Raw genomic sequence first — 13,931 nt, forward strand, 5'->3', positions numbered from 1 at the left:
GATGTAAGGATGAAACCGCGGATCAGAACGCCTTGGTCACGCTCGCATACCAGTAACGCGGGTAGGCCTGGTACACCGCCGAGGAATACCCGTAGCTGTCATCGGACACCGGCGGCCGCTTGTCGGCGATGTTGTTGGCGCCCAGCTTGACCGACACCCCGTTGAACACGCCCTCGCGGTTGAAATCGTACTTGACGAAGGCGTTGGCCAGGGTCTGCGACGTCACCGTCCACGGCGTGCCATCGGCCAGGGTCAGGCTGGTTTCATGGTAGCTGCTGGCATAGCGCGCGCTCGCCCCGACGGTGATGTTCTGGTACCGCCAGGTGAGATTGCCGCTCCATTTCCACTGCGGGTTGCCGCCGTCACCGATCAGGTCGCCGCCCCCGGTGATGGCGATCGAAGGATCGACCAGGCCGGTGGCCTTGGCGTCTTCCAGTGCCTGCAATGCCGGCGAACGATCGCGGTAGAACTCGATCAGGCGGGTGCCGTTGATGCCGATGTCGAAGCGGCCGACGCGGGTTTCCGGCGACGTCCAGGCCATGCTGTAGTCCACCCCGCGCACGGTCTGCGGCTGCATGTTGACGTACTGGTCGGTGACATAGAGCACCTTGCCGGCCGGGTCCAGACCGGTGCCGGCGAAGCGGGCAATGTCATCGGCGGTCGGTGCGGCACGCACCACGTTGGCATTGCTGCCGCCCTGCTGGCGCAGCAGGTAGTCCAGGATCAGTCCGTTGCCTTCGCCGAACAGGCCGATGATGCCTTCCTGCGCGTACTTGTAGTAATCCACCGCGAAGGTGAAGCGGCCGAAGTCTTCCGGAATGAACTGCGGCTGGAACACGATGCCGGCACTGGTGTTGGTCGAGGTTTCCGGCTTGAGGTCCGGGTTGCCCGATCGCCGCGCGGTGGTGGAGGAACGGTAGGTGGTGCCACAGGCGTTGATCGAGGCCAGCGCGCCGGAGCGCACATCGGCTTCGCACTGGATGTAATCGGTGCGCGTGTTGGAGCGGCTGACCACCGTGGCGTTGACCTGTTCCAGGTTCGGCGCGCGGAAGCCCTTGGCCCACGATGCCCGCACCGTCAGCCCGTCGACCACCGTCCAGCCCAGCGCCAGTTTCGGCTTGGTGACGTTGCCGAAATCGCTGTAGTGCTCGGCGCGACCGGCCACCTGCAGGTCCAGCGCGCGCACCAGCGGAATGCCCATCTCACGCGATACCAGTGGCACCGAGAATTCGGCGAACAGGCCGGCGACGGTGCGCGAGCCTTCAGTGTCCGGGGTCGGGCTGACGCCGTACATGTCGCTGGGATAGGCGATGCCGGTGATGCGGTCGGTGTAGGTAAGTGTACCGTCCACGCGGGCATCGCGGTCGTCGCGCTGGGTTTCGCGACGCACTTCCAGCCCGGTGGCCATGCCGACATCGCCGGCCCAGGTGCGGAACAGGTCCGGACGCGAAGCCTTGATGTCCCACAGGTACAGCTCGGTCTGGCTCTTGCGCGTGGCCTTGTAGAAGAAGCTGTCGAGCTTGCTGTAGTCGTTGCAGCCGCCGCAGAACGGGTTGTAGGCCGCCGACGTGGCATCGGCCAGCGCCTGCTGGAACAGGGTCATGCTGACCGCATCCTGGGTGTCCACCACCTTGGCCTTGGAATACAGTGCCGCCGTTTCCCAGTCGAAGCCGAAGTGGAACCCGCGCAGGCCGCCGAGCGCACGCAGCTGGGTGTTTTTCACCTCGATCTGGGTAGGACGCTCGAAGCGGTAGCTGCTGATGCTGACCGGAATACCGCCTGCGGCGACGTTGAGATTGGCCAGCCGGTTCGGGTTGACGCTGCCGTCGGGCAGGCGGGTGGCACCGAAGGGGTTCCAGTAACTGCTGGCAGCCACGGTCATCGGCAGCGCGGCGATGGTGTTGACGCCCGATTGCAGGCTGCGCGCCTCCGACTGGTACCAGCCAGCTTCGCCGAAGGCGGTGATGCCGTTGTCGAAATCATGCTTGCCGGTCAGGAACAGATTGACCCGGCGCACGTCCGGGGTGATCGACAGCGGGAACTGCGCCTGCTGGTTGTCCAGCAGGTTACGGTCGGCACCGGCAGTGGCCTTGCTGCCGGACTGCACGCACAGGCCCTGGCCAAGGCTGGCGTTGCAGCCTTCGTTGGTACCGGGCTGTACATGGAACGCGCCGGCGGCAGTGGTCAGGAAGGTGGTGCCCTGGCGCACGCGCGGACCGATCGCGGTGAAGTTGCCCCACGGGCTGTTGCTGTTGCGGTTGTCGGTGCCGCTGAGCCCTTCGAACGGGGTGCCGACGAAATCGGCGGCGCGGTCGGCGCTGCGGGTCCAGTCCTGGTCCAGCGAGTTCAGGCCGGTGGTGGTGTAGTAGTTGAACGCCAGGGTGACATTGCTGCGCAGGTCGTCGGAATTCCTGCCAACCAGGCCATTGATGCCCAGATCGCGCAGATTGGTGCCCTCGCCGATCCCACGCTGCACGCTGACGGTGCCGCCGTGGACGTCGTCGCGCAGCACGTTGTTGACCACACCGGCCACCGCGTCGGTGCCGTAGATGGCCGCCGCGCCGTCGAGCAGGACTTCAACGCGACGCAGGTTGGCGACCGGGACGGTATTGGCGTTGTAGGTCAGCACCGGGACGAGGTTGCCGTCGGCCTGGCTGGTGGGGTGGACCACGGTGCGTCGGCCGTTGATCAGCAGCAGCGTGTTGCCCACACCCAGGCCGCGCAGGTTGACCGAGGCGATGTCGCCGCGGGCGTAGTTGGAGCTGTTGCCGCCGTTGGTGCCACTGAAGGACACATCGCCCATCTGCGGAATGGAGCGGTACAACTCGTCGCCGGATACCGCGCCGGTGGCCTCGATCTGTTCGGCCTGGAGCGTGGCGACCGGCAGCAGGGCAGCGGTTTTTGCGCCCTTGATCTGGGTGCCGACGACAGTGACCGAATCAAGCGTGACCGGCACATCGCGGGCCGGTTCGGCCGGCGGCGGCTCGGCGGCGACGGTGCTGGCCGAGGACTGCGCAGCCAGCAGCGCGCCCGAACCCAATGAGGCGAGCAGCGGACGATCGGCACGCAGTGTAATGGTACGGCCATCATCGGAAGCCACACTGAGCCCGGTCCCGACCAACAGCTGGCCCAGCGCCTGACGGGCGTCCATCTGGCCCTTGAGCGCGGGGACGGCAGCGGCTTTTTCGCGGTCGCCGACGGCCGGGCTGATGATCTGGATGCCCGCCTGTCGCGCGAACTCCGGCAATGCGTCTTCGATACGCCCCCCGGCGATATCGAAACTGGCCTGCTGTGCCAGCGCGGGCGTGACCATGCCCAGCACCGACACCATCAGGCCTCCGCGGATGGCGCGGGCCAATGGCTGCAACTTGTACGAACGCATGGATACTTCCCCGTGAAAGTGAACATGAGCGGCGATGTTTCGTACCCCCCTGAACAATCCAGATGCACCGGCGCGCGTGTTCCGCCATCGCGGTGTGGATGTTCGTTGCTCCCAGGTCGACTTTACGGGGTTCGGTTCTGGAGCGGTGAGCTGAAGAGCCGAAGCGCGCTGCTGCAGGGGTACTGCCCTGGGTCGGGCCGCATGGGCAGGCAGGACACGCCGTAAACCCATCCTTGGGGGCTCGCAGGCGCCCTCCATGGCGCCTGACGGTCCCGCCTACCCACGCGCCCCAACCCTCGACAGTTGCCGGATACGCAGGCGCGAGCGTCGGTCATTCACTGCTGTGAGCGGCGTGCAGTGCTCTGTTTGTTGATCCATGCCGAGCATGGCTCGGCACTACAGAGCCCTCTCCCAGCCCCCGTCTCCATCGGTAGTCCGCCCCACTACCCGTCCATCGCCGTTGCCCTCCCAACCGCGTCCGTAACGTCTGCGGGGTGGGGCTGGGTGGGTTGGCGGGACCGTCAGGCGCCATGGATGGCGCCTGCGAGCCCCCATGGACGGGTTCACGGCGTGTCCCGCCAACCCACCCAGCCCCACCCTCCCCCAGCAACCCGGAAGCCGCGCTGGCTCCGGCCCTGGCTCCGGCCTTGGCCTTGGCCTCGAAAAAAACAATCCAACCCCCACACCCACTACCCTTTACAACACCGACCTCAACGCCGGCACAACCACCATACGCCGTAGTATGCTTTGACCCACGCAGCACCCGCCCAAGGATTGCGCCCATGCACCACCGCCTCCGTACCTCCCTCACCGTCGCCCTGCTCGCCGGCACCGCCCTGGCCCTGGCCGCCTGCAACAGCGGCGTCGTCAAGCGCGTCTCGCCCCCGGCCGCCAGCGTCCAGCAGCTCACCGTGCGCGCCGATGGCGGCTGGGATATCGCCCTGCGGCTGCAGAACTTCAGCTCCATGCCCATGACCTTCGACAGCGTCAGCCTGACCCTCAGCGTCGGCGACGAAGCGGCCGGCACCCTCACCACCCGCCCCGCCCTGTCCATCGGTGGCGTCTCCGCCGACGTCATCAACGTGCAGCTGCAGCCCAGCTCCAACGCCCGCCTGGTCGTCGCCGATGCCCTCGCCGGCAACCGTACCCTCGCCTACGCGCTCAAGGGCACGGTCAGCGCCACCCCGCAGGAAAAGAAACAACGCAGCTTCGACGTCGACAACCACAGCACCCTCAACCAGGCCCCCGGCCTGCCCGGCGTGCTGCGCTGACCGGCGCACTTCCCGTATCCCTTTGCACCTGATCGAGACCTGACGATGAGCAGCTACACCGCACCGCTTTCCGATATCCGTTTCGCCCTGCATGACGTGCTCAAGGTCGAACCGCTCTTCGCCCGCCTCGGCTTTGCCGACGCCACCGCCGACGTGGTCGACGCCGTGCTCGAAGAAGCCGGTCGCTTCAGCACCACCGTGCTGGCACCGCTGAACAGCGTCGGTGACGAAATCGGCTGCGCGCTCGACCAGGCCACCGGCGAAGTGACCACGCCGCCGGGCTTCAAGCAGGCCTACGCACAGTTCGTCGAGGGCGGCTGGACCGGCCTCACCGCCGCGCCGGAACTTGGCGGCCAGGGCCTGCCGCACACCCTGGGCGTGCCGCTCAATGAAATGATCAACGCCGCCAACCTGGCCTGGGGCAACTTCCCGCTGCTCTCCCACGGCGCCATCGAAGCGCTCAAGCAGCACGGCGATGCCTGGCAGCAGGACGCCTTCCTCAAGCCGCTGATCGAGGGCCGCTGGACCGGCACCATGTGCCTGACCGAACCTCACTGCGGCACGGACCTGGGCCTGCTCAAGACCAAGGCCGAGCCCAACGCCGATGGCAGCTACGCCATCACCGGCACCAAGATCTTCATCACCGCCGGCGAGCACGACCTCACCGACAACATCGTCCACCTGGTACTGGCCAAGCTGCCCGACGCACCCGCCGGCGCCAAGGGCATCTCGCTGTTCGTCACCCCCAAGTTCAAGGTCGACCGCGACGGCAAGGTCGGCGAGCGCAACGCGCTGCGCTGCGGCTCGATCGAACACAAGATGGGCATCAAGGGCTCGGTCACCTGCGTGATGAACTTCGACGGTGCCCAAGGCTACCTCGTCGGCCAGCCGCACAAGGGCCTGCAGGCGATGTTCACCATGATGAACACCGCGCGCCTCGGCGTCGGCCTGCAGGGCATCGGCCTGTCCGAGCGCGCCTACCAGAACGCGCTCAAGTATGCCCGCGAGCGCCTGCAGTCGCGTTCGCTGAGTGGCCCGAAAAACCCGGAAAAGCCGGCCGACCCGATCCTGGTCCACCCGGACGTACGCCGCATGCTGCTCACCATCAAGTCGCTGGTCGAAGGCAGCCGCCTGCTGGCCCTGCACGCAGCCACGCTGGTCGATGTCGCCCACCACGCCGAGGATGCCGGCGAGCGCGAGCGCGCCGACACCCTGGTGAGCTTCCTGACCCCGATCTCCAAGGCCTGCCAGACCGAATGGGGCATCGAAAACACCTACAACGCCCTGCAGTGCTTCGGCGGCCACGGCTACATCCGTGAACACGGCATGGAGCAGCTGGCCCGCGACGCGCGCATCACCACCCTCTACGAAGGCACCACCGGCATCCAGGCGCTGGACCTGATCGGACGCAAGACCGCCTCCAGCCAGGGCGCCGGGCTGAAGCTGATGCTGGCCGAGATCGAAACCTTCGCCAAGGCCAATGAGGGCAATGAAGCGCTCGCCGAGTTCATCGCTCCGTTGCGCGCCAAGGCCGACGAATGGGGCAAGCTCACGATGGCCACCCTGCAGCGCGCCGCCGGCAACCCCGAGGAACTGGGCGCGGCCAGCTTCGACTACCTGTTCTATTCGGGCTACGTGGTGCTGGCCTACTGGTGGGCCCGCAGCGTCGCCGCCGCCGATGCCTCCGCGCAGAGCGAGGCGTTCAAGCAGGCCAAGCGCGAAACCGCCCGCTTCTACTTCGCCCGTGTCCTCCCGCGCACCCTCAGCCACGCCGCCGCGATCCAGTCCGGCGCCGCCCCGCTGATGACCATGGAAGACGCACATTTCGGCGAGGCCTGAGCACCGCACCGGCCCACCGACCCACCGACCCACGGTCGGTGGCCATTGGGCGATTCGATCCACCGACCAACGGTCACTGAATACCGCCACCGCTGTGACTCCGACAGGTGCCGACCGCTGGTTGGTACCACCGACACCCCATCTGGAGAAAAGCCCCCTTTTTGTTAAAGGGGGCGCGCCAACGGCGCGGGGTTTAGGTGGAATGCGCGGAACGCGGTCGCCACCGGCGGCCGCGTTGGGCGCGCCAACGGCGCGGGGTTCAGGTGGAAGGCCCAACCGAATCGTTGCATTTTGTGTATGGGCGCAAGCGCCTATACACAAAATGCAACGATTCGGGTATAAGCTGTTTTCCCGATGGAGACAGACACTACACGCTTAGGTCTGATCGATACCGGAGCCTCGTCCGCCCCGGTCGACGAAGTGTCGCCCATTGCCACGCTGCATCGGCCCGGCAGCGTCCGCCTGCTCTCGCTGGATGCCCACGGCAGAGTCCTCGACTGGATCAACTGGCAGGATGCGGCCTGCCTCTACGCCCGTGATGCCGTCGCCTGGACCCTGGGCGATCCCTGCCTGCACATCCATGGTGGCATCAGCCGCCTGACCGGCACGCGCAGCGGCATGGACCTGCACCCGATCATCGCCGCGCGCGGCCACGCCCGTTCACGGTCGCTCGATCCCACCCCCAATTTGTCCAACCAGGCGCTGTTCGCCCGCGATGCGCACCTGTGCCTGTACTGCGGCCAACAGTTCCACCGCCCCCAACTGACCCGCGACCACGTCATGCCGATCTCCAAGGGCGGCCTGGATGTCTGGGAGAACGTGGTCAGCGCCTGCTTCCACTGCAACTCGCGCAAGAGCGACCGCACCCCGCAGCAGGCCGGCATGCCGCTGCTGGCGGTGCCGTACCGGCCCAGCTGGATCGAGCACATGATCCTGTCCAACCGCAACATCCTGGCCGACCAGATGGCGTTCCTGCGGGCACAGCTGCCCAAACGCTCCAAACTGGCCGCCTAGCCTGCGACCAACTGACGCAGGCACCGTCACCGTTTAGTCACTGAAAAGGCGGTTTGCTTGCCCCACCCGTATTTGGGGGGGAAAATAGGCGCTCAGAAGAAGCGCGATAAACATGATCGATTCCGCACGCTATCCCCGCCTGTCGCGCATCCAGTCACCGGATGACCTGCGCAGGTTCGACGAGTCCGAACTCCCCGCCATCGCGGATGAACTGCGTGCCTACCTGATCGAATCGGTCGGCAAGAGTGGCGGCCATTTCGGCGCCGGGCTGGGCGTGATCGAACTGACCGTCGCGCTGCACTACCTGTACCAGACCCCGGTCGACCAGCTGGTCTGGGACGTGGGTCACCAGACCTACCCGCACAAGATCCTTACCGGCCGCCGCGACGAGATCCATACCGTCAAGCAGAAGGACGGCGTGGCGCCGTTCCCCAAGCGCGAGGAAAGCGAATTCGACACGTTCGGCGTCGGCCATTCCTCAACCTCGATCTCGGCCGCGCTCGGCATGGCCATCGCGCGCCAGCAGCAGGGCGACGACCGCAAGGTGGTGGCGGTGATCGGCGACGGCGCGATGACCGCCGGCATGGCCTACGAGGCGCTCAACCATGCCGGTGGCATGGACAGCGAACCGAACCTGCTGGTGATCCTCAACGACAACAACATGTCCATCTCCGAGGCCGTCGGCGGGCTGACCAAGATGCTCGGCCGCGCCACCGGCAGCCGCACGCTCAACGCGCTGCGCGAAGGCGGCAAGAAGATCCTCGGCGACAAGAAGAACAACCCCACCGCGCGTTTCGTCAAGCGCTGGGAAGAACACTGGAAGGGCATGTTCGTGCCGTCCACGTTCTTCGAGGAGATGGGCTTCCACTACACCGGCCCGATCGACGGCCACGATGTGCCGGCACTGGTGGCCACGCTGAAGACGCTCAAGGGCCTCAAGGGCCTCAAGCTGCTCCACGTGATGACCACCAAGGGCAAAGGGTATGAGCGCGCCGAGGGCGACCAGATCGGCTACCACGCCGTCGGCCCGTTCGATCCGGACAAGGGCCTGGTCTCCAAGGGCGGCGCCAAGAAGCCAACCTACACCGATGTGTTCAGCGACTGGCTGTGCGATGCCGCCGCCGCCGAACCCAAGCTGATGGGCATCACCCCGGCGATGCGCGAAGGCTCGGGCCTGGTGCGTTTCAGCAAGGAATACCCGGAGCGCTACTTCGACGTGGCCATCGCCGAGCAGCATGCAGTGACGTTGGCGGCGGGCATGGCCACCCAGGGCGCCAAGCCGGTGGTGGCGATCTATTCCACCTTCCTGCAGCGCGCGTATGACCAGTTGGTCCACGACGTGGCGGTGCAGCAACTGGACGTGCTGTTCGCGATCGATCGCGCCGGCGTCGTCGGGCCCGATGGCGCCACCCACGCGGGCAACCTCGACCTGAGCTTCCTGCGCTGCGTGCCGCACATGGTGGTGATGGCCCCGGCCGATGAAGCCGAATGCCGACAGATGCTGAGCACCGGCCTGCGTTACGCCGGTCCGGCCGCGGTGCGCTATCCGCGCGGCAGCGGCACCGGCGTGGCCGCCGGCACCGACCTGTCCACGCTGGAGATCGGCAAGGCCGACCTGCGCGTGCAGGGCAGCCGAGTGGCGCTGCTTGCCTTCGGCAGCACCGTGCCGGCCGCCGAAGCGGTGGGTCGCGAACTGGGCCTGAGCGTGGTCAACATGCGCTTCATCAAGCCGCTCGACCGCACCCTGCTGCTCGAACTCGCGCGCACCCACGATGGCTTTGTCACCATCGAAGACAACGTGGTGGCCGGTGGCGCCGGCTCCGGCGTGGCCGAGCTGTTCAATGCCGAGGACGTGCTCAAGTCGATCCTGCACCTGGGCCTGCCCGACAGCTTCCAGCACCATGCCAGCCGCGAAGACCTGCTTGCCGAAGCCGGTATCGATGCGGTCGGCATCCGCGCGGCGGTGCTCAAGCGCTGGCCGGCGCTGGCCGGGCAGTCCCATCCGCTCAGCGCTGCGGGCTGAGGTACGGCAGCCGACCAACGGTCGGCTCTACGCGGAACGAGCGGTCGACCAACGGTCGGCTCTACCGGGAACGAGCAGCCGACCAACGGTCGGCTCTACGCGGAACGAGCGGTCGACCCGCGGTGGGGTCGATGCCCGACGTCGAAAGGCCGCGTCCCATCGACGCGGCCTCCTGGTTTGCGGTCTGTCCTGCGCCGCGCTGGCCTCAGCCGTAGCGCACCGCCTCCACGTAGGCCCCGCTCGCCTCCACCCGCACCGAACTGCGGTGGCCGGTCTCGGCATGGTGCAGGCGCGCCAGCGCATCGGCGAAATCAAAGGCTTTGGCGCTGTCGTTGAAACGGAACGACTCCAGCTTGTCCGGATGCAGCACCCGCCACAGGCGGTGTTCCAGTTGCAGGCGGATCAACATGCGGTGCTCTCTCCATGAGGCGGCATATCGGGCGAGGCCGGCGCCCGCCATCGCGACGGACGCTGCCCCTGTCATTGGTGAAGCCGGGACTTCCCGCTCCGGACAATACCCAATCAAAAGTGTGATCTGTATCAGATTTTTCTGATTTAGCGCATCACTTGAACCAGACGGATCAATTGACTTGGAATTGGCCGCGGCAGCCGCCGTCCACCCAGACGCCCGTCCGGTCCCAGCCCCAGGTGCGCCCCTCGATGCAGGCAGTGCGCGAGGTCTGGCGCACCAGTCGCGCGTCCCGACGGACATTGGCGACGCAGCGCTGACGGCGATGATCATTGGAATCGCAGGTCAGGATCTGGCCGCGACCGCCGCCATTGTTGCCCCAGCCGCCGCCGCCGCCATTCCAATGACCACCGCGGCCGCCTTCGGCGATGAACTCGGCCCGGCAGCCCTGGGTCACCCAGACACCGCCACGGGCCTGGCCCCAGGTCTGGCCCTCCACGCAGGGCGTCCCCGAAATCTGCCGCACCAGGCGTGCGCGTCCCTCCAGCGGACACTGCTGGGTGCGGCCCTTGTTCGACTCGCAGCGCACCGGCCCGCTGTTGTACCCGTCATCGCGATAGCGGTCGTACTGCTGCGCGTGCGCGGTGGCGCCCAACAGCAGCATCGAGGGCAGCAGCGCCCACAGCCATTTGTGCTTTCCGTGCCCCATTGCCTTGCTCCTCATGCCTGCCTCATAACCGTGTGTGGTGGTGGCGCACAGGATGTGGCAAAGCGCCCGCGCGCGACATAGGCCGAAAGTCGCTGATTTCATGCCCTATTTAGGTAACCGACGCTTACCTGACTGGGGGTGCCTGGGCTAGGTCACATCCGATTTGCGCCGCCACCGGGCCAGAGCTAGCGCGCGCGACGGTCTCCAGATCGCCGCGCATTTCCGCCAGCATCTGCACGACCGAGCCCGCCACCAACATTCGCTGCGCCGCCGCCGCGCTCTCTGCCGCGCGCGCGACCATCCCCTGTTCGTGGACCTGCACTGCCGCACGCCAGTCCGGGGTGCACAGTGCGTCGGCCAGGTCGGCCGCATCGCGCAACGCCAGGTTGGCGCCCTCCCCTGCCGGGGGCATCACGTGCGCCGCATCGCCAATCAGGGTCACCGCGCTGCGGTGGTCCCAACGGTGCCCGACCGGCAGCATGTGGATCGGCCACGGCCGCACTGCGGCGTCGGCCTCGGCGATCAGACGGCGCAGGTCCGGGTGCCAGTCCGCGAAATGCGCAAGCAGGCTCTCCCGCGTTTCCCGGGGTGCGGGTGCACCGTCGGCGAGCACCTGCGGCAGCGAGGCATACACGCGCACCCGGGCGTCGGCGTTGCGCTGGGCGAACAGCGTCCGCGCGCCGCCCTTGGCGACCAGCGTGCCCCGTCCTACCAGCGCCGCCAGCTGTGGATGGTCGACATCCACATTGCGCAGCGACAGTTCGTACAGACTGATGCCGGCGTGCCGCGGCCGCACGTCGGTGAGCAGCGGGCGCAGCCTGGACCAGGCGCCGTCGGCGCCCACGGCCAGATCGAAACGCTCGATCACCCCGTTGCCGAACTGCAGCACGACCTCCTTCCCGTCGACCACCGCCTCGCGCAGTGCGTGGCCCCAGCGCACGCAATCGGCCGGCAATGCGCCCAGCAGCAGGTCGCGCAGGTGGCCGCGGTCGATCTCCGGACGGTCGCCCTCCAGACCGTCGTCGTCCAGCAGCAGCCGGCCCTGCGCGTCGAACATGCGCAGGCCCTGGTCCTCATAGCGCGCCAGCTGTTGGAAGCGCTCGAACAGCCCGGCGCTGCGCAGCGCCGCCTGCCCGGTCGCCGCGTGGAGATCAAGCATGCCGCCCTGCCCACGGGTATCGGGCCCGGCATCGGCTTCAAACAACTGGAACGGGATGCCGGCCTGGTGCAACCGGCAGCCCAGCAGCAGCCCGGCAGGACCGGCGCCGACGACCGCGATGCGGGGAAGAAGGGACACTAAAGGTCTCCGGGGCTTTAACATAGGCTCCTATGATTATCATCATAGGCCCCTATGTCAAATACCCGGAGTGAACGCATGGACCGCCCCGACCCGAGGAACGTGCCGTCCTTCCTGATCAAGCGGGTGGCGCGCGAGCTGACCCGGATGGCCGAAACCAAGCTGCGCCCGCTTGACCTGGGCATGGCCAGCCTGCCGGTGCTCGAAGCCCTCCGCCAGGGCAAGGCGGCCACCCAGTCCGAGCTGGCGCGGCTGCTACGCGTCGAACAGCCCTCGATGGCGCAGACCCTGGCACGGCTGGAGCGCGATCAGCTGATCCTCCGCTCCCCGGACCCACACCGCCCGCGCGCGCAGCGCATCGAACTCACCCCGCTTGCGCTGCAGCGATTGCCGCAGGCGCGCGAAATCCTCAACGAAGGCAATACCCGGATGCTGGCCGGCTTCAGCGTGGACGAAACCATGCTGCTGGCCACGTTCCTGCAGCGGCTCAGCGCCAACCTGGATCGCGACGCGTAACGCGCAAGCGCGTCATCCGCCGTAGCGGACCGCGTCAAGGAAGTTCTCCAACGCCTCCACGCGCACCGCACTGACCACGCCGGTTTCGGCGTGGTGCTCACGCGCCAGCGCGTCGGCAAAATCGAACGCCGTCGCGCCGCTCGCAAATGCGATCGGGTCCGGACGGGTCGGGTGAATCACCTGCCAGTGGTGGTCCTGGCACTGCACCTTGATCAACATGCTGATGGCTCCTGCTACGGCATCGGGCGTTCCATCCCTTGATCAGCACCATACGTCCGGCAGCAACGCCGGGATATCGGATTCGTCTGAAATCAGGACGCCTCTGACCGGCTGAAGCGGCGTCCCCTGATGGCGGTCAGCCGCCCGTGCCGAGGAACGCGAACGGTGCCGACGGCTGGAACTGCCCCAGCGCATCACCGGAGAACACATTGCGCTGGTCGGCGCCCAGGTCGAGCTTGAGCACGCGCGCGCCCTTGGAGAAATCGGCCTTGTTTAGATCCACCCAGAACGTATTGGGGGTCAGCGCTGACTCGAAGAAGTACAGCCTGCGCTTGTGGTCGGCCACGGTGCGCCATCGCGTGGAAGAAATATTGGGCTCATCCGGCGTGGTGATCCCAAAGGGCACCGACACGTTGCGGATAACGCTGAAGACACTGGCCAGCGCCACCACCGGGTCCTCGGCCTTGGGAATCGCATGAATGTAGAACCGGGCACGCGCGAAACGATCGGCGGAGCGGTTGGTGCCAGGCAGCATCACCGTGCCGCCGATCTGCTGCCAGTACGCGTCGAGCGCCAGTTGCTGCGCAAACACCGGCGAGTTGGTCATCACCTGGTAGGCGCGATCGTGGTGAATCACCTGCCGGCCATCGACGTACTCGACGATCGCACTGTCGCCGCTGGCATCGGACAGGGACAGATGCAGTGTCGCCAGCCGCGACTCGCCCGGCAGTTTGTCGGTCACCAGTGAATACGGCTCGCGCTGCAGTGCCGCCACCGCCTCGGCAACGGTGGCGAAATTGTCGAGCATGTACTGCGCCCACAACGAGATGGCCAGGCCTGGCTTGCGGCCGCGCTGCGCGGGGTATTCCGACTCGGCCAGCCATAGCAGGTTGGCCGACAGACCGGCCTCGTTGAGCCCATCGGTGGTGGAAATGTCGTAGCCGCTGGCGACCACGCTGCCGTACTTTGCCGTCCAGCGGATCGACTGCGGGCCGGCCTGCCCGGTGCGCGTGATGCCGCGCGGCAGTACCCACAGGTTGGTGGCGATATCGCTCTTCCAGTCCATCGAGCGCGCCGTGATCACATCCTGGTTGTCACCCAGGTAGACGACCCGCGTGCACGCGTCCACCGGGGGCGCGGCGCAGACCAACGCGAGGGCAAGCAGGGAAATGCGCATACATGCGAATGACGTCATGGTCGTCTCCTGACAGGTCAATGGGCCGCCGCGCCGGTCCCTTCCCACTCCGGCCGA

The 13,931-nt window shown here is 66.9% G+C and carries 11 protein-coding genes; 5 read left to right on the forward strand and 6 right to left on the reverse strand.

Going from position 1 to position 13,931, the window contains the following annotated elements:
* Positions 1–22: 22 nt before the first annotated feature.
* Positions 23–3,382: a TonB-dependent receptor gene (locus NR101_RS06030; protein WP_256774683.1), complete on the reverse strand. Its 3,360-nt coding sequence runs from the start codon at positions 3,380–3,382 to the stop codon at positions 23–25.
* Positions 3,383–4,164: 782 nt separating this feature from the next.
* Here NR101_RS06030 and NR101_RS06035 point away from each other — a divergent pair.
* The 4 genes from NR101_RS06035 to dxs all read left to right on the forward strand — a co-directional run bounded on the left by NR101_RS06035 (position 4,165) and on the right by dxs (position 9,529).
* Complete coding sequence (locus NR101_RS06035) at positions 4,165–4,653, forward strand: LEA type 2 family protein (RefSeq protein WP_256774682.1); 489 nt, start codon at positions 4,165–4,167, stop codon at positions 4,651–4,653.
* Between the two features lie 45 nt (positions 4,654–4,698).
* A complete protein-coding gene (locus NR101_RS06040) occupies positions 4,699–6,492 on the forward strand; it encodes an acyl-CoA dehydrogenase C-terminal domain-containing protein (protein WP_256774681.1) in 1,794 nt (597 codons plus the stop codon).
* Between the two features lie 354 nt (positions 6,493–6,846).
* Positions 6,847–7,506, forward strand: a complete 660-nt coding sequence (locus NR101_RS06045; protein WP_256774680.1) for an HNH endonuclease — start codon at positions 6,847–6,849, stop codon at positions 7,504–7,506.
* Positions 7,507–7,618: 112 nt separating this feature from the next.
* A complete protein-coding gene (dxs, locus tag NR101_RS06050) occupies positions 7,619–9,529 on the forward strand; it encodes a 1-deoxy-D-xylulose-5-phosphate synthase (protein WP_256774679.1) in 1,911 nt (636 codons plus the stop codon).
* Between the two features lie 205 nt (positions 9,530–9,734).
* Here the strand turns inward: dxs and NR101_RS06055 are convergent, their stop codons facing one another.
* The 3 genes from NR101_RS06055 to NR101_RS06065 form a co-directional block, all read right to left on the reverse strand.
* A complete protein-coding gene (locus tag NR101_RS06055; RefSeq protein ID WP_256774678.1) occupies positions 9,735–9,938 on the reverse strand; it encodes a hypothetical protein in 204 nt (67 codons plus the stop codon).
* Between the two features lie 172 nt (positions 9,939–10,110).
* Positions 10,111–10,647 carry a DUF3011 domain-containing protein gene (locus NR101_RS06060; RefSeq protein ID WP_256774677.1) on the reverse strand — a complete coding sequence of 179 codons (537 nt, stop codon included), beginning with the start codon at positions 10,645–10,647 and terminating at the stop codon, positions 10,111–10,113.
* Between the two features lie 124 nt (positions 10,648–10,771).
* Complete coding sequence (locus tag NR101_RS06065) at positions 10,772–11,944, reverse strand: NAD(P)/FAD-dependent oxidoreductase (RefSeq protein ID WP_256774676.1); 1,173 nt, start codon at positions 11,942–11,944, stop codon at positions 10,772–10,774.
* A 78-nt stretch (positions 11,945–12,022) separates the two neighbouring features.
* Between NR101_RS06065 and NR101_RS06070 the strand changes: the two genes are divergently transcribed.
* On the forward strand, positions 12,023–12,460 hold the full coding sequence (locus NR101_RS06070; protein WP_256774675.1) for a MarR family transcriptional regulator: 438 nt from the start codon (positions 12,023–12,025) through the stop codon (positions 12,458–12,460).
* Between the two features lie 12 nt (positions 12,461–12,472).
* Here NR101_RS06070 and NR101_RS06075 read toward each other — a convergent pair whose 3' ends face one another.
* Both NR101_RS06075 and NR101_RS06080 read right to left on the reverse strand, forming a co-directional pair.
* Entirely contained in the window at positions 12,473–12,679 is a 207-nt protein-coding gene (locus tag NR101_RS06075) for a hypothetical protein (RefSeq protein WP_256774674.1), read from the reverse strand.
* A gap of 136 nt (positions 12,680–12,815) precedes the next feature.
* A complete protein-coding gene (locus NR101_RS06080) occupies positions 12,816–13,874 on the reverse strand; it encodes a linear amide C-N hydrolase (RefSeq protein ID WP_256774673.1) in 1,059 nt (352 codons plus the stop codon).
* Between the last annotated feature and the right edge of the window lie 57 nt (positions 13,875–13,931).

Source organism: Stenotrophomonas sp. Ste86 (genome assembly GCF_024519465.1).
Taxonomy (GTDB): domain Bacteria; phylum Pseudomonadota; class Gammaproteobacteria; order Xanthomonadales; family Xanthomonadaceae; genus Stenotrophomonas.